Source organism: Klebsiella sp. S69 (assembly GCF_016516145.1).
In the GTDB taxonomy this organism is placed as follows: Bacteria; Pseudomonadota; Gammaproteobacteria; order Enterobacterales; family Enterobacteriaceae; genus Klebsiella; species Klebsiella oxytoca.
This window is the reverse complement of sequence record NZ_JACVUU010000008.1, coordinates 55,321-76,194: the sequence shown is the minus strand read 5'-3', so window position 1 is coordinate 76,194 and position 20,874 is coordinate 55,321. Positions and strand designations below refer to the sequence as shown.

The following is a 20,874-nucleotide window of genomic DNA, read 5'->3' as shown; positions in this document are numbered from 1 at the left end:
GGGCGCGCCCTGCGCCCCGCAAAATAACATGGAGTTTGTCATGACCAATCGCACTCAACGCTTAAAAGATCGTCTGTTCGCCAACCCGCGCGAAATCTCACTCGAGCGGGCGCTGCTCTACACCGCCAGCCATAAACAGACGGAGGGTGAGCCGGTAATGATCCGCCGGGCGAAAGCGACCGCATGGATCCTCGATCATGTGCAGATTTCGATTCGTGATGATGAACTGATTGCCGGCAACCGGACCATCAAGCCGCGCGCCGGAATTATGTCCCCGGAGATGGACCCCTACTGGCTGCTCAAGGAGCTGGACCAGTTCCCGACCCGCCCGCAGGACCGTTTCAATATCAGCGAAGAAGACAAGCGCATCTACCGCGAAGAGTTGTTCCCCTACTGGGAAAATCGCTCGATGAAGGACTTCATCAACGCCCAGATGACCGATGAAGTCAAAAACGCCGTCAGCACGCAGATTTTTAGCGTCAACCAGACCGATAAGGGCCAGGGACATATCATTATCGACTACCCTCGCCTGCTGGAAAACGGCCTCGCCGCGCTGGTGACGGAGATTAAGGCGGTGCGTCAGCAGCACCCGCAGAACAGTTTTTATCAGGCGGTGCTGATCCTGCTAGAAGCCTCCCAGCGCCATATTCTGCGCTATGCGGCCCTTGCCGATGAAATGGCCGCCGATTGTGCTGATGAACAGCGGCGCAAAGAGCTGGAGACCATCGCCAACATCTCCCGCCATAATGCGGTACACCGCCCGGAAGATTTCTGGCAGGCCTGCCAGCTCTTCTGGTATATGAACATCATTTTGCAGTATGAATCCAACGCCAGCTCTATCTCGCTGGGACGCTTTGACCAGTACATGCTGCCGTACTATCAGACTTCGCTGAATCGCGGCCAGGATCCGCAGTTTCTTCAGGAGCTGCTGGAGTCGCTGTGGGTGAAGTGCAACGATATCGTTCTGCTGCGCTCCACCAGCAGCGCGCGCTACTTTGCAGGCTTCCCGACCGGCTATACCGCGCTGCTCGGCGGCCTGACCGAGACCGGACGCAGCGCGGTCAATATTTTGTCGTTTCTGTCCCTCGACGCCTACCAGAACGTTCGACTGCCGCAGCCGAACCTTGGCGTACGCGTCAACGAGCTCATCGATCGTCCTTTCCTGCGCAAAACCGCCGAGACCATTCGCCTCGGTACCGGCATTCCGCAAATCTTTAATGATGAAGTGGTGATCCCGGCATTTCTCAACCGCGGCGTATCGCTGGAGGACGCGCGGGATTATTCGGTGGTTGGCTGCGTTGAGCTGTCGATCCCGGGACGCACCTACGGCCTGCACGATATCGCCATGTTTAACCTGCTGAAGGTGATGGAAATCGTGATGCTGGAAAACGAAAGCAATCCTGATATCACCTGGGATGGGCTGATTAACCAGATCCGCGACAAGATTCGCTATTACATTAAGCTGATGGTGGAAGGCAGCAACATTTGCGATATCGGCCACCGCGACTGGGCGCCGGTTCCCCTGCTCTCTTCTTTTATTGAGGATTGCGTGCAGCACGGTCAGGATATTACCGCAGGCGGCGCGCGCTATAACTTCTCCGGGGTCCAGGGCATCGGCATTGCTAACCTCAGCGACTCGCTGCACGCGCTAAAAGGGATGGTTTTTGAGCAAAAACGGCTCAGCTTCGCTGAACTTATCGCAGTGCTGAAAGCCAATTTCCAGACGCCGGAAGGGGAAAAAATTCGCGCTCGCCTAATCAACCGCTTCGAGAAATACGGCAACGATATTGACGAAGTGGACAACATCAGCGCCGATCTACTGCGCTTTTACTGCAAAGAGGTAGAACAATACCAGAACCCGCGCGGCGGTCAGTTTACGCCGGGTTCCTATACCGTCTCTGCCCACGTGCCGCTCGGTTCGGTCGTCGGCGCCACCCCGGACGGACGCCTGGCGGGAGAACAGCTGGCGGACGGCGGGCTGTCGCCGATGCTCGGCCAGGACGTTCAGGGACCGACCGCGGTGCTCAAGTCGGTCAGCAAGCTGGATAACTTTCTGCTCTCCAACGGTACGCTGCTGAACGTCAAATTCACCCCGGCAACGCTTGCCGGCGACAGCGGCCTGAATAAGCTGGCCGACTTCCTGCAGGCATTCACCAGGCTGAGGCTACAGCATATTCAGTTCAACGTGGTCAACGCCGATACGCTGCGCGAAGCCCAGCAGCGGCCGCAGGATTTTGCCGGTCTGGTGGTGCGCGTTGCGGGTTACAGCGCCTTTTTCGTTGAGCTGTCGCAGGAGATTCAGGATGACATTATCCGCCGCACCGCGCATCAGCTGTGAGGTCATGGAAACGCGCGCCGATAAGGCGCGCATTTTTAACATCCAGCGCTACTCTTTGAATGACGGTCAGGGGATCCGCACCGTGGTGTTTTTTAAGGGCTGCCCGCATACCTGTCCGTGGTGCGCTAATCCGGAGTCGATCTCGCCGAAAATTCAGACCGTACGCCGGGAGAGCAAGTGCCTGCGCTGCTCGCGCTGCCAGCAGGACGTGGTCGAGTGCCCCTCCGGCGCGTGGGAGCAGATTGGCCGCGACGTTACCCTCGATCATCTGCTTAAAGAGGTGCTGAAGGATGAGATCTTCTTCCGCGCCTCGGGCGGCGGCGTGACCCTGTCGGGCGGCGAAGTCCTGATGCAGGCCGAATTTGCCGCGCGTTTTCTGCGCCGCTTGCGCGAATGGGGGATCAGAACGGCGATTGAAACAGCGGGCGATACCGCGTTCAGCCGCTTTTTTCCGCTGGCTCAGGCGTGTGATGAAGTGCTGTTCGATCTGAAAATCATGGATGAAGCGCTGGCCCGGGAGCAGCTGCGGATGAATATGCCGCGGGTGCTGGATAACTTCACCCGTCTGGTCGAAGCCCAAATCCCGCTTATTCCCCGGGTGCCGCTGATTCCGGGATTTACGCTTAACGAAGAGAATTTCCGCCAGATCCTGGCGTTTTTGGCCCCCTTTAAGCTGCGCGAAATTCATCTTCTGCCGTTCCATCAGTTCGGCGAACCAAAATATCATTTACTGGGAAAAAAATGGTCGATGTCGATGATTAAGGCCCCTGCAGAATCTGAGATTCAGCCATTCAGGACGCTGGCCGAACGGGCCGGTTTTAGCGTGACCATTGGCGGATAACGCCTGGAGGATGCTATGGATTTCAATATCGTTGCCGTCACGGCATGCGTCAGCGGCGTCGCTCACACTTATATGGCGGCCGAACGCCTGGAAAAGGTCGGCCACCATGAGAAATGGAATATCAAAATCGAAACCCAGGGCGCGCTGGGGGTTGAGAACAAAATTACCGCTGACGATATTGCCCATGCCGATGTCGTTCTGCTGGTGACGGATATTGAAATTGACGATGCCAGACGCTTCAACGGCATCCGCACCATTAAGACCAGCATCAAAACTTTTCTGCTGCAGCCGCAGCAGATCGTCGACGCGGTGAAATGCATTATGAAAAAACCGGTGGTTTATATTGAGATCCCTTGAGAGCGGGAACACCGTGTTTCGGCAATTTAATTTACGCCACCCCCAGCAGCCATTTCTGCGCGGGGGTCAAACGGCTGGCGGTTTCCGGCGTCAGCCAGCGCTGCTGATCCTGCTGCGCGGTATCCGCTCTGTCGATATATAAGCCGTGCAGCACCCGCCTTCTGCTGCCGACGCGGTTGCGCGTCCCGCCGTGCCAGGCGTGGGCGTTATAAATCATCACGCTGCCCGCCGGCGCGGCGAACACCACTTCATCAGGATGCGCCAGCTCCGGGTCGTCCAGCACCTCTTCCGGCAGCTCCGGACGCAAATGGGTGCCGGGGATAATGCGCGGTGCGCCGTTTTCAGCGCTCAGGTCATCGATAGCCCATATCGTATTCACCAGATGTACTTTCGGAAAGTCAGGACGCGGTTTTTTCCAGTCCGCATGCAGCGGCTGATGGCCGCCGTTAAACAACGCTTCCCGCGCGTTCAGGCTGGAGACTTTAAAATCGCCCTGAAAAATATACCGGCAGGCGGAAAGTATCAGCGGATGCGACCAGACCTTTTCCCAAATCACCCCTTTATTAATCAGGTTGGCAATGCGCGTGGCGGTCGCTTCCTGGTGGTGTTCAATGGCCAGACTGTCGCCCTCTCTCTCGACGATGGCGTCGATAAGCTCGCGCATCGCCGCCAGCCACTCCGCGTCCACCACGTTATGCACGACGGTGTAGCCCAGGGTATCCAGTTCCTGTTTCATTGTCGGGCTCAGCGCAACATTCGCCCCCAGCGCATCCAGATAAACCGCAGATTGTTGTTCCATATTTCTATTCCTTAACTTATCGATAACACAAAACAAACTCTAATCTGCACCGACCGGGAATACATGAGGCCAAAACTACGAAAAACTGGACAAGCGTACGCGAGGAAGAAAAGTGTGATGGCTATCAAAATCCAGCTTTTTTCCTCTTTCTGTAGGGCAAACATTCGCGACCCAGCCTGACACAGAACAAATCACCACTGATAAAATAGATTATAATCAACAAGATAATTGTTCTCTTCTAAGGCGTACGGAATGATTGACGATCTGGCGGATATTTTAAATCGTTTAGTAAATCAGAAAGATAATCTGCACGTCAGATTCCCCGACCCGGATATCTCCGAGCCTGCGCTGGCGTTTAAAGTGCCCTTTCCGCGGCTGGAAATTGTGCTTGAGGGTGAGCTTAAGGAGAGCGGGCTGCCGCTATCGGAGACGATGCTCTCCGCCTCGCAGGTGCTCTACGTTCAGGCGGGCAAGTGGACGCTGCCGGAGTGGACCGGGCCGGCATCGACGTTAAGCATCCTCTTTGGCCGCCAGAAGCTCGGATTCTGCGTTCAGTACTGGGACGGCAAGCAGCTGCGCACGGAAAAGCAGAACGTTGCCCGCCTGGGGCCGCGCGTTGGCTCCTATCTGCTGCTGTCGCTTAATGAAATCTGCCTGCAGCCGGATCCGGTGACCGCCAGGCTGGTGGTCGCGGCCCTGTTAAGCCACTGCCTTGAACAGCTGGTGGGGCTGGAGATGCGCGTCAGCCGCAGTCGCGATCTGTTTCTGGCGGTGCAGGACTATCTCGAAGAGCATCTCAGCCAGCCCCTGACCCGCGAGTCGGTGGCGAAACGCTTTCATATTACGCCCAATTACCTGTCGCATATTTTCCAGAAATCCGGCTCCGTCGGTTTTAATGAGTTTCTCACCAGCGTACGCCTGGAAAAGGCCAAAAAGCTGCTGCGCGGCTACGATCTCAAGGTAAAAGAGATCGCCCACAACTGCGGGTTCGTCGACAGCAACTATTTTTGCCGGGTGTTTAAACGCTACACCGAGCGTTCGCCATCAGAATATCGTCGCCACTGCCGCAGCGCGCAGCAGGGCTGACTCAGACGGCCCACTCGACCCGCCCGCGACCGTTATTTTTGGCCTTATAGAGGGCGTCATCGACCTTTTTAATAAACAGGTTTTGCGGTTCCCCTTTGTTACGCAGACCAACACCGATACTGATCGACAGCGGATGGTCGTGGTTGATCAGGATCGCCCGGGCGTTTTGCAGAATAGCCTGCGCCAGTTCATCCACTTCCTGCGCCGTCATTCCGTCGACAATAATGGCAAACTCTTCGCCGCCAATCCTCGAAGGCAGCACCTTATCGCTGGTGAGCTTAGCCAGCTGCTTACCGAGAGCAAAGAGGACTTCGTCCCCCACCAGATGGCCCCAGGTGTCATTAATTTTCTTGAAGTAATCGATATCGACAATCATTAGCCCCAGCCTGCGTCCCTCCTTCTCGCGGATGGTGTCGATAAAGAAGCGACGGTTAGGCAGTTGGGTCAGCTCATCCTTTAATGATTGGGAACGCGCATCAACGTACAGCAGATTGATGCGCTCAATAATTTTGTAGACCCCGACTGCGCTCAGCAACATGCCGGACAGGCGCAGCAGATCTTCGCAGTAGTACCCCATCCAGCGCGGCTGGTGAAAGATTTCATCCATCAGATCGAACGTACCGCCGGCAATCCACAGCAGCAGTCCGTAGCGTACCCAGTTAACCGCCACGTGATTCATGCGCACTTTGGTGGAGCTCCAGAGCATAAACAGCAGAAATAGCAGCGCCAGCAGATCGATATACATTCCGGGATTAATCAAAATTTCGCGCCACGGCCCCAGCGGCGACGAGATATACGCGCACAGTCCGGTCACGGCGACGATCGCCAGCAGCGCCGGTAGAATATGGGTGCGGGAGATTGAAGATGAGGGTTGAATATGGATGTTTTTCTCGCGTTCGGGCATGGTCAGGTCTCTTAACAGCGCGGCTTGCCAGACTTTTAGCATAACAGCGCAGAGCGATTGAGCGAACTTTAAAGGCGCGCAGCCTGACGATGCGCAGCAGCGAGCAGAAGAGAGTGGACTGACCCCGCGGAATGTTCCAACCTACTACCAATCCATGGCGACGAAGTCAGTGGCGCGAATAATAAAGAGTTAACGCTACGAGGATGTGGCAATCGGTGCTGGGGGAAAGGCCTTTTCTGGACTCCGGGAGCGGTCTTCCATTTTTAGCCCGATGGCCGATGCTGAAGGGGCTGACTCTGCTATGCAAACAAGGCAGTGCTGACGCAGTTTATAACGCTCTGGTCCGCCACAGACTCAGCCTCAAGGCTATCTCGAACTATCAGCTTCAACGTTAACGCTGACGTTCAGTCTCTTCGCCTCCATGGTTATTATCTTCCGGGCAAGGACCCTGTTGCCGCCGTGCACCCGATCTATCAGCGCCTGGACGATTGTCATCATAAGAAAGTGCTGATTAGCCGGACAGAAATCGGTCATATCAATCCCGCAATCCGCCAGCTGCTGGTGCGCATCGCGCTCTGTCTGCGCAATAAGGTCAGTCACTTGCTCTTTCATTTGTTCGACGCGCGCAAAAACCACGCGATTAATGATTTCGATTTGCTCAGGTGTAAAATTTTTGTCCATTATAATGCTCTCATCACAGTCTGAAGTAATTAATCAGCCAACCAGCCTCAACCCTTTCGCCACCACTCTTTTGAACTCTTCACAATGAACAGGCTCCGGCTGCTTGCAGCGCGCTGCGTGCTTCAGCCCGCGGCTTAACAGCTGCAGCTTGCGCACGGTGGCATCAATCTCTTTCGCCCGCTGGAGGAGCAGCCCCCGGTCAATCGTGACCCCGGCTTGCGAACCAAACATCGCGGCAAGTTCATCCAGCGTAAACCCTGCCGCCTGCCCCAACGTAATGAGCTGCAGTTTATTGAGCACATTTTGGTGATATTGCCGTCGTAAACCGTTACGGCCAACAGGCTGAATTAATCCTTTTTTTTCGTAATAACGCAGCGCGGAGGGATTTATGCCAGAAAGATCGGCAATTTCCCGAATATCGAGGGCTTTCATGGTTGACTTAAACCTCGCTTCAAGTTGCACACTGGGTACCAGCCTGACATGCATTGGAAAAGGAGTACACCCTGGAGACGATGATGGTAGTAAAAACGGTCATAACGGGTATTGGCGCGACGCTGATAATGGATCTCTGGTCATTCGGCCAAAAATACCTGCTCAAGCTGCCGCCGCTAAACTATGCGCTGGTGGGTCGCTGGATTGCATGGCTTTTCAGAGGAAAGCTTTGCCATAATACCATCGCTTCCACGCCGGCATTGCGTGGAGAGAGCGTTATCGGCTGGGTGTTTCACTACCTGACCGGGGCCATTTTTGCTTTTGTCCCGCTGGCATTGAACGGAACCGTCTGGTTAAACGAGCCGACGCTGACGGCAGGCCTGCTGGCAGGCGTGCTAACGTTATTTGCGCCGTTCTTGATTCTTCAACCCGCATTGGGCTTTGGTGTGGCGGCGTCGCGTACCTCGCGCCCGTGGCTGGCTCGCTTGCTGAGCGTGCTTACGCACCTGGCCTGGGGATGCGGACTTTATATCACGGCTATGGTTAGCAGAGCATGAGGCCAGGGCGCTTTTCCGCTCAGCTTTGACGACGATGAAACTCGACGTTAAGCCAGCGGGCAAAAGCCAGAATCCTTTTTTCAAAGTCGGCCAGGTCTCCCCGAGGTTCATGACTCACTGCCAGCAGGTAATCCATGTCATCAGCTTTTTCAGGATAGCGGGCAATGAGCTTACCATGGTGCTCAGCAAGGGTGTCCGGCCAGTCTTTGTCGTACTCACTACGCAGGATACTGGTTGCGCGGATGATTTTGCGTGCGGCAGCGCGCTGCAGCTGTAACCCTTCATTCTTATCCGCGGATGAGCGTATTTGTGCCATGAATTTTTCCAGTACCGGCAGGAAATCCCCATTTACGGCAACGGCGATAGCTTTTGCCGGTTTAAAGGGAGCAAACCGGCGGCTCAGATCTTCGCCGTACACGCAGACGCAATGATGTTTAAGCCAGTATCCCCAGCTCAGCGTATGATCCGGGTGCAGGACTTGCGGCAGCACACCGCAATCAAAATCGATTTTACTGACAACCGGATAGCTCTTTTCCAGTTCACGCTTAATCTCAGCGAGCCGCGCCGCTGTGGCCCGATCGGAGCGATCGTGGAATATCACGCTCATGTCGAGATCGGACTTGTCGGGCGTTGCTCGTCCTTGCGCCACGCTACCGTAAACATAAAGGCTATGCATCAGTTCAGGGAAGCACCGGGTTAGCGTTGCCACGACCCCGTCCACTACGCGGGCGAATTCGGGCTGCATTGCGTTCACTATTGGCAGGGCAATGTCGCCATTGCTATCGACAGCCATTCTTTCTCCTGTTTACTGACGGTATGCCCGCAACAACCTGCGGGCGGTACGTTGGCGCCTGACGGGCAAACAATATTATCTCGCGTTCGCCTTTCGCGCTTACCCAACGGGCTGTATTAATCAATAACCGCGATCCTCATTCAGCTTAGCCGGAGTGCGTGAGCGATCGCTGGCGCGCATTGCCGCATAGAGGGAGCATAGCTCCTGCAGGCTTTTGGTTCCCATACGCTTCATCAGCCGGGTACGCTGGACGCTGACCGTAGAGGGGCTAACCCCACGGATACGGGCAATATCATCCAGAGAATGGCCGCGCAAACTGAGCCGCATAATCTGTCGCTCGGCATGGGTAAAATTCAACCTGGCGGGCAGATAGGCCACGCTTTGGTTCTGCGCCGAGAACAGGCGCATCACCCTTAACGCCTGATGCAGCTCGTCTACCGTCAACCGCTCAGCTAAACAGAGCTTTAACAGGCCCGGAAACAGGCGGTTGATCGCCTCAAAATGGCGTTCGGAGGTGATGAAGATGGCGTAGTGCTCCGGCGGGTGGCGGAAGAAAAGAGCATAGATCTCCTGAATATCCATCCCATGGGTGACGTACATGCAGGCCGCATCGCTCTCTGCCTCCGTTCCCGCCTCATCGCTAAGCGCCTGCAGTATCTTTTCTACTCCATAAATAAATACACGATCCTTTCCATAAATGGTCATCTTGTAGCCCCGAGGTCACCGTCTTTTATTATCCTTCCACATGGACGCGCTTTTGTGAGTGTTATGTCGTCAGTCAGGCAGATCAATACCGCGAGCCTATCCGTTTAGCTTTCGTTTAACTAAAGCACATCGCAAGCATTAGCCCCGATTTAACCATTGATACCGCCGGAATATTTTTTAATTTTTAACAAAATAAACCCTTAAAAATATAGGAATAAGATTACCGTTAATTCAATTAAAGCCGTGCATAGACCAGAAATAAAACACCAAAAACACCGCAACCCCATGATTATAAATGTTAATTTTCTTTAGGATTATCTTTATAAATGTCATAAAAATTATTTAATCACTCTTTTAAATATTCAGATCTTGATCTCAAAACATCATTTCATTTTGTGTAAAAGTTATTTTCAATAAAATCACAAGCAGTACAAACTCGTCATCACCGGGGAATAAAGAATAATGTGTGGTGAATCCCCCTAAGCGGCGGGGTCATGCTGAATAGAGGAATACCCTCATCGACGTTTCGTTTTTATAGACGGATCAGGAAGTCAGCGCCTGATTCACCGGGAGGCACCCGGCACCACACAACCATTTAAAAATTTCATTTGTATCGTTCTGCCTGCTTTACGGCAGGTCATTTCTTGTACCTTTGGAAAATAAAAAAAGTAGAGGCACCCTATGTTTCGCTCATTATTATTAGTCACAATTCCTTTCATCAGTATTGCTGCTCACGCGGTGACCTTTGATTATCGTCATGAAACGAATGACAAAGCCGGTAACAATCATAAAGATCGCCTGTTGATGTCTCACCGTTTTGCCAATGGCTTTGGCTTATCGCTGGAAGGAAAATGGAAAGGTTCGCAAGATAAAAATAAAGCCTATGATGAAACCGTGAGTAACGGCACCGAAGTGGTGGCGAGCTATGTGCATAAAATAAATAAGACCTTCCAGATTGAGCCCGGCTTCTCTCTGGATACCAGTTCGTCCTCAAATAACTATCGGCCCTATCTGCGCGGTAAAGCGAATCTGACCGACGATCTCAGCGCCTCATTGCGCTATCGCCCTTACTACAAGCGCAACTCAGGCAATATTGGCACGTCTAAAGACACCTCGGAGAACGGCTATAATCTGACCAGCGTTATTTCCTGGAAATTCCTCAAAGATTATCAACTGGATTATGAGCTGGACTATAAAAAAGCCAACTCTGCCGGGGTTATTTTAGCGGATAACGAAAGCTATGACTGGACCCATGATTTTAAGCTGACCTATAAACTTGATAAAAACTGGTCTCCTTATATGGCCATCGGCAACGTTTCCGGTAGTAAATCCACCGATGAACGCCAAACGCGTTATCGCGTTGGCGTGAAATATTCCTTCTGATAACGTCCTGTCAGTCAGATAGAAAATAAATAAGGGTTTAATTAAACCCTTATTTTCATTAAGAGGAAAATAATGAAGATTGCAAAAATCACCCTGGCATTGGGCGTTCTGAGTCTCTTCTCACTGAATGCGGGTGCCCAGGAGAACGAGCGTCTGAGCAGCGTAAAGCAGTTCGCCGACGTCGTGCTGGACAAAGCAGGCGATCGGTACGGGCATCACTCTCCCCTGCTGGCTAATGGCGTGGACCCACGCACCGGCAAACAAATGGAATGGGTATTTCCGGACGGTAAAGTGACCGTGCTGTCGAACTTCTCCGCCCAGCAAAACTTGATGCGGGTGCTGGTAGGGTTAAGCAACCTGACCGGCGAAACAAAATATAAACAGCGGGTCGCGGAGAATATACGCTACTACTTTGACCACTATCAGGATGCGAGCGGGCTGCTGCTATGGGGAGGGCATCGTTTTGTTGATTTAAAAACGCTGCAGCCTCAAGGCCCAAGTGAAAAAGAGCGGGTTCATGAACTTAAGAATGCCTATCCCTATTACGACATGATGTTTGCCGTCGATGACCAGGCGACCGCGCGCTTTATCAAGGCTTTCTGGAATGCCCATGTTTACGACTGGAAAACGCTGGAAACCAGCCGCCACGGGGAGTACGGCAAACCGATGGGCGCACTCTGGCAAAGTGATTTTGTCCAACAGCCGCCCTTTTTCGCCACCAAAGGTCTGAGCTTTCTCAATGCCGGCAACGACCTGATCTACTCCGCATCGTTGCTGTATCAATACGATGGTGACGCTGGCGCACTGACGTGGGCAAAACGGCTGGCCGAACAGTACGTTCTGCCGCGAGATAAGAAGACCGGGCTGGGCGTATACCAGTTTACCCAACCGTTAAAACGCGCCGATACCAGCGATGACAGCGACACGCATTCGAAATACGGCGACCGCGCGCAGCGTCAGTTTGGCCCGGAACTGGGCCCGGACGCGCTGGAAGGCAATATGCTGCTTAAGGGCCGAACCAGTACGCTCTATTCAGAAAATGCGCTGATGCAGCTTGCCCTGGCAAAATCGCTCGGCAAAGACGGTGACGATCTCAAAAAATGGACTCTTGATGGCCTCAAGGCCTTCGCGACCTACGCTTACGATGAGCAGAATAATACCTTCCGCCCGATACTGGCCAACGGCACGGATCTCTCCGACTACGCGTTAAAACGCGATGGCTATTATGGAAAAAAAGGGACGGTACTCAAAGCCTATCCGGCGGGAAATGAATTTCTTCTCTCCTATGCCCGCGCCTGGACGCTTGAACCGGATGATGCCATCTGGAAGGTCACCCGCGGCATCGCGAAAGGCCAGGGGTTAGGCGATATCGGTGAACCCGGCGGCGCAAACCGCAGGCTGAATAGCCAAACGGAGAACCATCAGCCGTATGCGATTTTCGCGCTTATCGACCTGTGGCAGGCCACCGGGCAGCGGGATTATTTGACGCTGGCGGATCGCATCGGCGCGAACATCATCAACAAGCAGCGCCTCAACGGCTTTTTTGTCGATGATCCTGAGGCCGAATATGCCAGTATCGATAGTATCGCCCCCTATGCGCTTCTCGCCCTGGAAGCCGCCTTCCGCAACACGCCGGACGCGGTCGCTCCGTTCCTGAACGGCGCTGGATTCACGGAAGGCGCTTATCGGATGGCTGACGGAACCGTGCGCTACTCCACCCGAGATGACGAGCTGTTCAGGCTCAGACCCGGTGAGCAGCTGAAACCGAACGGCAAAAAATAAAACTGGCCCCCATCGCCACCGGTGGGGGACCGTACCGCGACGGGACAGCCCGGCGCTTACTTCCCGGCTGCCAGCGCCGTCACCGCGCGAAAATAGGCCTCAATCGCCAGCGCCACATCGTCGGCGGTGACCGACTCGGCAGGATGATGACTGATGCCGCCTTTACAGCGGACAAAAAGCATCGCGGACGGCCAACGTTCAGCCATGGCGATAGCGTCATGTCCGGCGCCGCTCGGCAGGGTCAGCGAACGCCCCTGCACCGCCTGCACCGCCTCGCTCAGTACCTGCTGCAATCCGCTATCGCAGGCGGTGGCGGCAATGCGGTAAAACTCTTCCGCGCTAAACTGCAGCTGGCGATGGGCGGCAATCGCCTGTGCCCCCGTCAGCAGCGTCTCGAGCAGCGCCTCGAGCGGCTGGTCGTGCGGTCCGCGAATATCCAGAGTAAGCGTAACGTCGCCGGGGATAACGTTAACCGCGCCGGGTGCGCAGCGCAGCGTGCCCACCGTGGCGACCAGGTTTCCGCCCTGCTCGCGGGTCAGAGACTCTATCAGCACCATCCACTCGGCGGCGGCGGCCAGCGCATCTTTCCGATGGCTCATCGGTACGGTCCCGGCGTGTCCCGCCTCGCCGGTAAAGCGGCAGTTCAGCCGACGCGCGCCGTTAATCGCTTCCACTACGCCTAAGGCCAGTCCTTCCTGCTCCAGGCACGGCCCCTGCTCGATATGCAGTTCCAGATACGCGGCGATCTCCTCCTGGCTGCGGGCGGCCAGGTGAATGCGCGCCGGATCCAGCCCGGCCAGCACCATCGCCTGCGCCACGCTGACGCCATCGGCATCGGTCTGCGCCAGCCAGCTTTCAGGCCAGGTACCGGTCAGCCCGCGGCTGCCAAGCAGCGTAATGCCGAAACGCGTCCCCTCTTCATCGCAAAAGCCGACAATCTCAATGGCTTTTTTCAGCCGTCGCCCCTGTTGATGCAGGCGATGCACTACCTCAATCGCCGCCAGGACGCCGAGCATACCGTCATAGCGCCCGGCGTTGCGCACCGTATCAAGATGCGACCCCAGCAGGATGGCCGGCGCGCCCTCCTGCTCACCCTCATAGCGACCGCAAATATTGCCGACGCTGTCCTGCCAGACGGTCATCCCGGCCTGGGTCATCCACAGCGCCGCCCGCTGGTTAGCCGCAAGATGCTGTGGGGAGAGATAAACCCGGGTCAGGGCGTCCGGCGTTTCGCTGATCGCCGCCAGCTCATCGGCGCGGGCCAACACCCGGGCCGCAGCCTGCTGCATATCCGCCTGCTGGCGTTGTGCTTGACTCATTGCGCGCTCTCGCTGCGATAGTGATCCCACGCGGCCTGCATCGCGGCGCCCTGAGTGGTCGGGAATTTGAGATAGTTAAGTACCGACTCCAGCGCGCTGAGCGTGGTCATCACGCAATCCTTACGCGCGTTGTAGCCCATGGTGCCGATACGCCACACTTTGCCGTGCAGCGGGCCGAACGAAGTGCCGATTTCAATGCCGAAATCTTCCAGCATCAACTTGCGTGCCTGGTCGCCGTTTATCCCCTGTGGGATGACGACGCCAAGCACGTTGTTCATCTTGTGTTTCAGGTCACCGAAGGTCTCCAGCCCCATCGCCTGAATGCCTTTTAGCAGCGCATCGCCGTGCAGCTTATGGCGGGCAATGCCGTTATCCAGCCCCTCCTGGAGGATCAGACGCGCGCATTCGCGGGCGCCGAACAGCGCGGTAGTGGCCTCGGTATGGTGGTTAAGGCGCTCCGGTCCCCAGTAGTCCATCACCATGCCGAGATCGAAATAGTTGGAGTAGATCATCTCCTCGTCGCCGTCGCGGTGGGCATCGGTGCGAATCCCTTCTTCGACGCATTTGCGGCGGCGAATCGCCTCCTCCATGCGCGCGCTGAGGGTAATCGGCGAGGTGCCGGACGGGCCGCCGAGGCATTTTTGCATCCCCGCCGAGACCGCATCCAGCTGCCAGGCATCGGTTTCCAGCGGATTGCCGCCCAGCGAAGCGGTGGCGTCGGTGTAAAACAGCACGTCGTAGCGGCGGCAGATCTCCCCCAGCTCCGCCAGCGGCTGCAGCATCGTGGTGGAGGTGTCGCCCTGCACCGTCAGCAGCAGGCGTGGACGAATACGTTTGATGGCATCCTCCACCTGGTCCGGAGTAAACACCTCACCCCACGGCACTTCAATGGTGTGCACTTCCGCCCGACAGCGGCGGGCGATTTCGCACAGCAGATGGCCGAAGCGGCCAAATACCGGCACCAGCACCTTGTCCCCCGGTCGAATAGCCGAAACCAGGATCGCCTCAATCCCGGCCCTTGAGGTTCCATCCACCAGCATCGTCCAGCGGTTTTCGGTACGAAATACGCCGCGGTAGAGCGCCATCACTTCGTTCATATAATGGGTCATCGCCGGGTCGTACTGGCCGATCAGCTGGCTCGACATGGCGCGCAGCACGCGCGGGTCGGCGTTAATCGGGCCTGGCCCCATCAGCAGACGCGCCGGCGGATTGAGTTGCGGAAACTGTGTCATGTCCATTTTTGATTCCTTATTGATTTAAGCCGCGCACGGATGAAATAAACTGCTTCAGTTCGCTGGTCTGCGGGTTAGCGAACAGCGTTTTGCTGTCCCCCTGCTCCCAGACGCGCCCCTGATGCATAAACACCACGCGGTCGCCCACTTCGCGGGCAAAATTCATTTCATGGGTCACGAGAATCAGCGTCATGCCCTCCGCCGCCAGCTGCTCCAGCACTTTAAGCACTTCGCCAACCAGCTCGGGATCCAGCGCCGAGGTGATCTCGTCACAGAGTAAAACTTTTGGCGACATCGCCAGCGCACGGGCAATCGCCACGCGCTGCTGCTGACCGCCGGAAAGACTGGACGGGTAGTAATCCAGCCGGTCGCCAAGCCCGACCTTTTCCAGCATCCGCTGGGCCAGCTCCCGACACTCGGCGGCGCTCTTCTTCAGCACCCGACGCGGCGCCAGCATCACGTTTTCCAGCGCCGTCATATGCGGGAACAGGTTAAAGTTCTGGAACACCATGCCGATAGAGCGGCTGATCTCCCGCGCCTGCGAGTCGCGGTCGGTAATAGTCATCCCGCCGAGCTTAATGCTGCCATCCTGATAGCCTTCCAGGCCGTTGATGCAGCGCAGCAGCGTACTTTTGCCGGACCCGCTGCGGCCGATAATCGAGATCACCTCGCCCATATCGATATCCAGATCGACGCCCTTGAGCACGTGATTATCGCCGTAATACTTCTGCATCTGATTAATGGTGATGAGAGGCATTGAATTTGTTCTCCAGATAACGGCTGTAGCGGGACAGCGGATAACACAGAATGAAATAGCCCAGCGCCACCAGCGCGAAGACTTTAAACGGCTGATACGTCACGTTGGTCAACATGGTGCCCGCTTTGGTCAGCTCAACGAAGCCGATAATCGACGCCAGCGCCGTGCCCTTAATCACCTGCACGGCAAACCCCACCGTCGGGGCGATGGCGATCCGCAGCGCCTGCGGCGCAACGACCCGATAGAGCGTCTGGCCAAAGCTCAGCCCCAGACAGCGCGATGCTTCCCACTGCCCTTTTGGCAGCGCGCGGATGCTGCCAAACCAGATATCGAGCAAAAACGCGCTGGTATACAGCGTCAGCGCCAGCGATGCCGCGGTCCACGCCGAAACGTCGATGCCGAACAGCGCCACGCCGAAAAAGGCAAGAAACAGCTGCATCAGCAGCGGCGTTCCCTGAAACAGCTCAACATAGCCGCGGATCAGGCGCTTTATCTGGCGCCCGCCGGTCATGCGCAGCAGCAGCAGCGGCAGCGTGACCAGCGCGCCGCCGAGAAACGCCACCAGCGACAGCAGCACCGTCCAGCGCCCGGCCAGCAGCAGATTGCGAACAATGTCCCAATCGGTAAAGGTGGTCATCATGCCTGCACCCCCAGCCATTTTCGTCCTGCCGCCATCAGCAGCTGGCGCATCGTTATCGACAGCACCAAATAAATTCCTGTCGTCACCAGGTAGACCTCAAAGCTGAGGAAGGTGCGCGACTGGATCAGGTTAGCGGCAAAGGTCAGCTCTTCATAAGAGACCTGCGACACTACCGACGAACCGAGCATGACGATGATGCACTGGCTCACTAGCGCCGGATAAATGCGCTGCAGCGCAGGCGGCAGAATCACCTGAATAAAGGTCTGCGTCCGGGTCAGCCCCAGCACGCGCCCTGCTTCCCACTGCCCCTTCGGCGTGACCTGAATACCGGCGCGCACGATCTCGGTACTGTAGGCCCCAAGATTGACCACCATCGCCAGCAGCGCGGCCTCGCCCGCCGTCATCTTTAGCCCCAGGTTCGGTAAGCCGAAGACGATAAAAAACAGCTGTACCACAAATGGCGTGTTGCGAATCAATTCGACATACCCGCCCCAAATCCGGCTGAACCACGTGGGCCGCCCGCTGCGGATGGCGGCGCCGAAGATGCCAATCGTCAGGCCACCGAGCGTCGCCAGTACCGTTAGCTGGATGGTCACCCACAGCCCCGCCAGCAGCTCCGGCCAGTGCGGCCAGAGCGCAGAGAAATGAAGTTGCTCCGTCATGCCCGGACCTTATGCGCCGAGGCTGGCAGGCAGCGGCGCTTTCAGCCATTTCTCGGAAAGGCCGTTGAGAGTGCCGTCTTTTACCCCCTGCTCAATCAACGCATCCACTTTCGCCTTCAGGGCCGGTTGGTTCTTTTTCAGACCAATAAAGCACGGCGAATCTTTCAGCATAAAGCTCGGCACCGGCGCTTTATCGGCGTTCTGCCGGGCGATGGCCGCCACCACCAGGTTACCGGTAGCCACATACTGCACCTGACCGGAAAGGTACGCCGACAGCGTGGTGTTGTTGTCTTCGTAACGCTTAATCTGCGCCTCTTTCGGCGCCACGCTGGTCAGCACCATGTCTTCCACCGCGCCGCGGGTTACGCCAACGCTTTTACCGCTCAGCGCCGCCGGGTCTTTCAGCTCAGCGCCTTTCGCGCCAAATACGCCGAGAAAGAACGGCGCGTAGGCCCGGCTAAAATCGATCACCTTCTCGCGCTCGGCGTTTTTACCCAGGCTGGAAATCACCAGATCTACCTTATCGGTTTGCAGATAAGGCACGCGATTGGCGCTGGTCACCGGTACCAGCTGCAGCTTGAGCTTCATCTCTTTGGCAAGATAGCGCGCCATATCGATGTCGTAGCCCTGCGGCTGAAGGTCGGTGCCCACCGAGCCAAACGGCGGGAAATCCTGCGGCACCGCAATGCGGATCACGCCGCGTTTTTCGATATCCTGCAGCTGGTCAGCTTTCGCCGCCGAGAGGTGGGTTAACAGACAAGCGGCCCCGGCCAGCGCGATCAACAGTTTCTTCATGATATTTACCCGTTACGTTAGCATGAAACAAAAGATTCTTTAAAGTCACTTTTGCAACTAATGTGCCAGATAAATTTATGCACTTCGCCATCGGCAACGCTTCGCTTAAAGGCCAGTAAAACAAGAGAAAGAGAAGAGTAAAGAGGAACCAGCGGCGCTGATTCCTGCATATTTCATCGCACCAAAACCATGCAAAGCACCACGCTGGCGCCCCATCATCGCTGTTCCAGCTCATCCAGCTGCTGATAAAGCGTGGCAATATCGTGAATGCGCGGGCGACCTTTATCGAGAATTTCGTGCAAAAAGGCGTTCGACAGCAGATTGATCAGGCTGTTGACCGACGCGTAGCTGTCGTAGGCCGACACGCTATCCAGCGGCGCGCAAAGCCGCCAGCGCGCCAGCGGAAACAGACCGTGGGCCTGCGGCTCGCACATCAGCAGCACCGGAATATCGCTGCTCTGTAGCTGCTGCAGCAGAGGGCGAATGATTCGCGGGCGGCGGCGGAATGCCATCACCACCACCAGGTCGTCGGCGCTGAGATCCACCAGTTCCTCGCTCAGGCTTTGTCCGGGCTGCGGCAGCACCAGTACCTGCCCGCGCGCCTGCAGTAGCTGCTGACGCAGATGCAGCGCCGCAGGATAAGCATTACGCATGCCGACAATCACAATACGCCGGGCGGCGACCAGCGCCTGAATCGCCTCGGCGAACTGCTGAACATCCAGCGCGTTAACCCATTGTGTCAGGTTGGCCATCTCCTGTTTATAGTGGCGCGCCAGCAGAGTATTGCCCTGTACCGCATCGCGATTGTCGGTCAGCGGCATACCGCTCTGGCGCAGGGTACGCAGCTCATCGCGCATATCCTTATACTTCTCATAGCCCAGGCGCTTGAACAGCCGGCTGACCGTGGCTTTTGACACGCCGCTAAGCTGCGCCAGCTCTGCGCTGTTGTAGCTAATCAGGTCATCAAAATGATCGAAAATAAAATCCGCCACCCGCTGCTCCTGCGGCGATAATGACGGGTACTGCTCTTTCAGTCGTTCATCAAGCTGTTGCATAAGACCTCTGTAACTTTCGTTTCACCGCATCATAACCGTATCCGCATTCATAATGCATGCCAGTCCCGCCAAAAAAGCGCGTTGTCGGCAACAGGTGAAACTTTACGTTCAGATATGGAACAGCTTTTGCAACCCTCAGCGGACGAGTCGCTTAATTGAGGAAAATTCATGCAAAGTCATGTTGCTGCCCACGGGATGGCGGTCGCCCCCCATCATCTGGCCAGCCAAAGCGCGCTGGCGGTACTGCGCGAAGGCGGAAGCGCCATCGAAGCCATGGTCGCCGCCGCCGCGACCATTGCGGTGGTTTATCCGCATATGAACGGCCTCGGCGGCGATGGTTTCTGGCTTATCGTGCCGCCCGAGGGCGACCCCATCGCCATTGACGCCAGCGGCGCGGCGGGTTCGCTGGCGACACCACAGGCCTACGCCGGCCTCGCGCAGATCCCCCATCGCGGTCCGCAGGCGGCGCTGACCGTGGCGGGCACCGTCAGCGGCTGGGACGAAGCGCTTAAGGTGTCGCGCGAGTTAACCGGCGCGGCCCTGCCGCTCACGCGTCTGCTGGAAGATGCCATCGGCTACGCCGCGAACGGTATCCCGGTTACCGCGTCGCAGGCCAGCGCGAGCGCCGATAAATTCAGTGAACTGCGCGACCAGCCCGGCTTCGCTGAAACCTTTCTGGTGGACGGCCAGCCGCCGAAGGCCGGGAGCCGCTTTTTGCAGCCGGCGCTGGCGAACACCCTGCGCCGATTAACCGAAGAAGGCCTGGATAGCTTCTATCGCGGGCCGCTGGCGGAGCAGCTGGCCCGCGGGATGGAAAAGTACGGACTGCCCGTCACCCTTAGCGACCTGCAGCAGCATCGCGCTCGCCGCCCCCAGCCGCTCAGGCTGGCGCATCGACACGGCGAACTGTGGAACCTCGCGCCGCCGACTCAGGGGCTGGTTTCGCTGGCGATCCTCGGCATCACCGACAGGCTGGCGATGGCCGACGCCGACGATGCGATGACCGTCCACCGTATTGTGGAGGCGACCAAGCTGGCCTTCGGCCTGCGCGACGCGCACATCACCGATCCGCGCCACCTTGATGTTGATATTCAGAGCCTGCTGACACCGGCGGCGCTGCAGCCGCTGGCGGATAACATCGACGACCAGCGGGCGGCTCCGTGGGGCGCAGGTAAAGGCCCGGGCGATACCGTCTGGATGGGGGTGATCGATAAAAGCGGGCTGGCGGTCTCCTTTATCCAAAGCCTGTACCACGAATTCGGCAGCGGCGTGGTGCTGCCGGAGAGCGGCATTGTCTGGCAGAACCGCGGGGCATCGTTCAGCCTCGACCCGAGCCACCTGCTGGCGCTGGCGCCCGGTAAACAGCCGTTTCACACCCTCAACCCGGCAGCAGCAAAGCTGAACGATGGCCGGGTGATGGTTTACGGCTCCATGGGCGGCGACGGCCAGCCGCAAACCCAGGCCGCTATCTTCACCCGCTACGTCATGCAAAACGCGCCGCTGCAGGAAAGCATCACCCGACCGCGCTGGCTGCTGGGGCGCACCTGGGGGCAGACTTCCGACTCGCTCAAGCTGGAGGGCCGCTTCAGCGCCGAAAGCGTTGACCGCCTGCGTCAGTTGGGGCACGAGGTTGAAGTGCTGGCCGATTTCAGCGAAGCCATGGGCCATGCGGGAGCGATTGTACGTCATCCCAACGGCCTGTTTGAGGGGGCCAGCGATCCGCGCAGCAACGGCTCCGCCGCCGGATATTAGGAGC

Annotated in this window: 21 protein-coding genes; 8 read left to right on the top strand and 13 right to left on the bottom strand. The window is 56.9% G+C overall.

The annotated features are described in order from the left end of the window. Positions 1–40 precede the first annotated feature (40 nt). Genes IAE27_RS09820 through IAE27_RS09810 form a run of 3 tightly spaced genes read left to right on the top strand, consistent with a single transcriptional unit; the run spans position 41 to position 3,536 of the window. Positions 41–2,338: a formate C-acetyltransferase gene (locus IAE27_RS09820; RefSeq protein ID WP_200092365.1), complete on the top strand. Its 2,298-nt coding sequence runs from the start codon at positions 41–43 to the stop codon at positions 2,336–2,338. Continuing rightward, a complete protein-coding gene (locus IAE27_RS09815; protein WP_049593330.1) occupies positions 2,304–3,179 on the top strand; it encodes a [formate-C-acetyltransferase]-activating enzyme in 876 nt (291 codons plus the stop codon). The genes IAE27_RS09820 and IAE27_RS09815 overlap by 35 nt, the downstream gene beginning before the upstream one ends. Before the next feature lie 15 nt (positions 3,180–3,194). Further along, entirely contained in the window at positions 3,195–3,536 is a 342-nt protein-coding gene (locus IAE27_RS09810; RefSeq protein WP_049593331.1) for a PTS fructose-like transporter subunit IIB, read from the top strand. 31 nt (positions 3,537–3,567) lie between these two features. On the opposite strand, the gene IAE27_RS09805 is transcribed toward IAE27_RS09810, so the two are convergent. Next, on the bottom strand, positions 3,568–4,335 hold the full coding sequence (locus tag IAE27_RS09805) for a phytanoyl-CoA dioxygenase family protein (protein ID WP_004100928.1): 768 nt from the start codon (positions 4,333–4,335) through the stop codon (positions 3,568–3,570). Between the two features lie 252 nt (positions 4,336–4,587). On the opposite strand from IAE27_RS09805, the gene IAE27_RS09800 reads away from it, so the two are divergent. Beyond that, positions 4,588–5,421, top strand: a complete 834-nt coding sequence (locus IAE27_RS09800) for a helix-turn-helix transcriptional regulator (RefSeq protein ID WP_004112046.1) — start codon at positions 4,588–4,590, stop codon at positions 5,419–5,421. Position 5,422: 1 nt separating this feature from the next. Here IAE27_RS09800 and IAE27_RS09795 read toward each other — a convergent pair whose 3' ends face one another. The 3 genes from IAE27_RS09795 to IAE27_RS09785 form a co-directional block, all read right to left on the bottom strand. Continuing rightward, positions 5,423–6,325, bottom strand: a complete 903-nt coding sequence (locus IAE27_RS09795) for a GGDEF domain-containing protein (RefSeq protein ID WP_024274011.1) — start codon at positions 6,323–6,325, stop codon at positions 5,423–5,425. Positions 6,326–6,691: 366 nt separating this feature from the next. After that, positions 6,692–7,006: a nitroreductase gene (locus IAE27_RS09790; protein WP_108703971.1), complete on the bottom strand. Its 315-nt coding sequence runs from the start codon at positions 7,004–7,006 to the stop codon at positions 6,692–6,694. Between the two features lie 33 nt (positions 7,007–7,039). Continuing rightward, positions 7,040–7,438, bottom strand: a complete 399-nt coding sequence (locus IAE27_RS09785) for a MerR family transcriptional regulator (protein ID WP_070557400.1) — start codon at positions 7,436–7,438, stop codon at positions 7,040–7,042. An 83-nt stretch (positions 7,439–7,521) separates the two neighbouring features. Here IAE27_RS09785 and IAE27_RS09780 point away from each other — a divergent pair, with 83 nt between their 5' ends. Next, positions 7,522–7,995, top strand: coding sequence for a DUF2938 family protein (locus IAE27_RS09780; RefSeq protein WP_004112040.1), 474 nt, complete (start codon positions 7,522–7,524; stop codon positions 7,993–7,995). A gap of 19 nt (positions 7,996–8,014) precedes the next feature. On the opposite strand, the gene IAE27_RS09775 is transcribed toward IAE27_RS09780, so the two are convergent. Next, on the bottom strand, positions 8,015–8,788 hold the full coding sequence (locus IAE27_RS09775; protein WP_049593333.1) for a nucleotidyltransferase domain-containing protein: 774 nt from the start codon (positions 8,786–8,788) through the stop codon (positions 8,015–8,017). 120 nt (positions 8,789–8,908) lie between these two features. Further along, positions 8,909–9,493: a helix-turn-helix transcriptional regulator gene (locus IAE27_RS09770; protein ID WP_024274008.1), complete on the bottom strand. Its 585-nt coding sequence runs from the start codon at positions 9,491–9,493 to the stop codon at positions 8,909–8,911. Between the two features lie 681 nt (positions 9,494–10,174). Here IAE27_RS09770 and IAE27_RS09765 point away from each other — a divergent pair. Both IAE27_RS09765 and IAE27_RS09760 read left to right on the top strand, forming a co-directional pair. Then, positions 10,175–10,876, top strand: a complete 702-nt coding sequence (locus tag IAE27_RS09765; protein ID WP_004112033.1) for an oligogalacturonate-specific porin KdgM family protein — start codon at positions 10,175–10,177, stop codon at positions 10,874–10,876. 72 nt (positions 10,877–10,948) lie between these two features. Further along, positions 10,949–12,658 carry a pectate lyase gene (locus IAE27_RS09760; protein WP_108703975.1) on the top strand — a complete coding sequence of 570 codons (1,710 nt, stop codon included), beginning with the start codon at positions 10,949–10,951 and terminating at the stop codon, positions 12,656–12,658. 56 nt (positions 12,659–12,714) lie between these two features. On the opposite strand, the gene hpxK is transcribed toward IAE27_RS09760, so the two are convergent. The 7 genes from hpxK to hpxU form a co-directional block, all read right to left on the bottom strand. Next, positions 12,715–13,977 (bottom strand): allantoate amidohydrolase, encoded by a 1,263-nt coding sequence (hpxK, locus tag IAE27_RS09755; RefSeq protein ID WP_023329477.1) that lies wholly within the window; start codon positions 13,975–13,977, stop codon positions 12,715–12,717. Next, complete coding sequence (locus IAE27_RS09750) at positions 13,974–15,215, bottom strand: pyridoxal-phosphate-dependent aminotransferase family protein (protein WP_004100908.1); 1,242 nt, start codon at positions 15,213–15,215, stop codon at positions 13,974–13,976. The genes hpxK and IAE27_RS09750 overlap by 4 nt, the downstream gene beginning before the upstream one ends. Positions 15,216–15,225: 10 nt before the next feature. Continuing rightward, positions 15,226–15,966, bottom strand: coding sequence for an amino acid ABC transporter ATP-binding protein (locus tag IAE27_RS09745; protein ID WP_004100907.1), 741 nt, complete (start codon positions 15,964–15,966; stop codon positions 15,226–15,228). Beyond that, positions 15,947–16,603, bottom strand: a complete 657-nt coding sequence (locus tag IAE27_RS09740) for an amino acid ABC transporter permease (RefSeq protein WP_032704835.1) — start codon at positions 16,601–16,603, stop codon at positions 15,947–15,949. The genes IAE27_RS09745 and IAE27_RS09740 overlap by 20 nt, the downstream gene beginning before the upstream one ends. After that, a complete protein-coding gene (locus IAE27_RS09735) occupies positions 16,603–17,268 on the bottom strand; it encodes an amino acid ABC transporter permease (RefSeq protein ID WP_004100905.1) in 666 nt (221 codons plus the stop codon). The genes IAE27_RS09740 and IAE27_RS09735 overlap by 1 nt, the downstream gene beginning before the upstream one ends. A 9-nt stretch (positions 17,269–17,277) precedes the next feature. Beyond that, positions 17,278–18,063 (bottom strand): transporter substrate-binding domain-containing protein, encoded by a 786-nt coding sequence (locus tag IAE27_RS09730; protein ID WP_004100904.1) that lies wholly within the window; start codon positions 18,061–18,063, stop codon positions 17,278–17,280. Positions 18,064–18,278: 215 nt separating this feature from the next. Beyond that, positions 18,279–19,118 (bottom strand): MurR/RpiR family transcriptional regulator HpxU, encoded by an 840-nt coding sequence (gene hpxU / locus IAE27_RS09725; RefSeq protein WP_004100902.1) that lies wholly within the window; start codon positions 19,116–19,118, stop codon positions 18,279–18,281. Positions 19,119–19,286: 168 nt separating this feature from the next. On the opposite strand from hpxU, the gene hpxW reads away from it, so the two are divergent. Beyond that, complete coding sequence (gene hpxW / locus IAE27_RS09720) at positions 19,287–20,870, top strand: oxamate amidohydrolase (RefSeq protein WP_004112028.1); 1,584 nt, start codon at positions 19,287–19,289, stop codon at positions 20,868–20,870. Positions 20,871–20,874: the final 4 nt, after the last annotated feature.

Excerpts from the sequence above, each read along its gene's own strand:
- IAE27_RS09820 (WP_200092365.1), top strand. The coding sequence starts at position 41 with ATGACCAATCGCACTCAACGCTTAAAAGATCGTCTGTTCGCCAACCCG.
- IAE27_RS09815 (WP_049593330.1), top strand. The coding sequence starts at position 2,304 with ATGACATTATCCGCCGCACCGCGCATCAGCTGTGAGGTCATGGAAACG.
- IAE27_RS09810 (WP_049593331.1), top strand. The coding sequence starts at position 3,195 with ATGGATTTCAATATCGTTGCCGTCACGGCATGCGTCAGCGGCGTCGCT.
- IAE27_RS09805 (WP_004100928.1), bottom strand. The coding sequence starts at position 4,335 with ATGGAACAACAATCTGCGGTTTATCTGGATGCGCTGGGGGCGAATGTT.
- IAE27_RS09800 (WP_004112046.1), top strand. The coding sequence starts at position 4,588 with ATGATTGACGATCTGGCGGATATTTTAAATCGTTTAGTAAATCAGAAA.
- IAE27_RS09795 (WP_024274011.1), bottom strand. The coding sequence starts at position 6,325 with ATGCCCGAACGCGAGAAAAACATCCATATTCAACCCTCATCTTCAATC.
- IAE27_RS09790 (WP_108703971.1), bottom strand. The coding sequence starts at position 7,006 with ATGGACAAAAATTTTACACCTGAGCAAATCGAAATCATTAATCGCGTG.
- IAE27_RS09785 (WP_070557400.1), bottom strand. The coding sequence starts at position 7,438 with ATGAAAGCCCTCGATATTCGGGAAATTGCCGATCTTTCTGGCATAAAT.
- IAE27_RS09780 (WP_004112040.1), top strand. The coding sequence starts at position 7,522 with ATGGTAGTAAAAACGGTCATAACGGGTATTGGCGCGACGCTGATAATG.
- IAE27_RS09775 (WP_049593333.1), bottom strand. The coding sequence starts at position 8,788 with ATGGCTGTCGATAGCAATGGCGACATTGCCCTGCCAATAGTGAACGCA.
- IAE27_RS09770 (WP_024274008.1), bottom strand. The coding sequence starts at position 9,493 with ATGACCATTTATGGAAAGGATCGTGTATTTATTTATGGAGTAGAAAAG.
- IAE27_RS09765 (WP_004112033.1), top strand. The coding sequence starts at position 10,175 with ATGTTTCGCTCATTATTATTAGTCACAATTCCTTTCATCAGTATTGCT.
- IAE27_RS09760 (WP_108703975.1), top strand. The coding sequence starts at position 10,949 with ATGAAGATTGCAAAAATCACCCTGGCATTGGGCGTTCTGAGTCTCTTC.
- hpxK (WP_023329477.1), bottom strand. The coding sequence starts at position 13,977 with ATGAGTCAAGCACAACGCCAGCAGGCGGATATGCAGCAGGCTGCGGCC.
- IAE27_RS09750 (WP_004100908.1), bottom strand. The coding sequence starts at position 15,215 with ATGGACATGACACAGTTTCCGCAACTCAATCCGCCGGCGCGTCTGCTG.
- IAE27_RS09745 (WP_004100907.1), bottom strand. The coding sequence starts at position 15,966 with ATGCCTCTCATCACCATTAATCAGATGCAGAAGTATTACGGCGATAAT.
- IAE27_RS09740 (WP_032704835.1), bottom strand. The coding sequence starts at position 16,603 with ATGACCACCTTTACCGATTGGGACATTGTTCGCAATCTGCTGCTGGCC.
- IAE27_RS09735 (WP_004100905.1), bottom strand. The coding sequence starts at position 17,268 with ATGACGGAGCAACTTCATTTCTCTGCGCTCTGGCCGCACTGGCCGGAG.
- IAE27_RS09730 (WP_004100904.1), bottom strand. The coding sequence starts at position 18,063 with ATGAAGAAACTGTTGATCGCGCTGGCCGGGGCCGCTTGTCTGTTAACC.
- hpxU (WP_004100902.1), bottom strand. The coding sequence starts at position 19,118 with ATGCAACAGCTTGATGAACGACTGAAAGAGCAGTACCCGTCATTATCG.
- hpxW (WP_004112028.1), top strand. The coding sequence starts at position 19,287 with ATGCAAAGTCATGTTGCTGCCCACGGGATGGCGGTCGCCCCCCATCAT.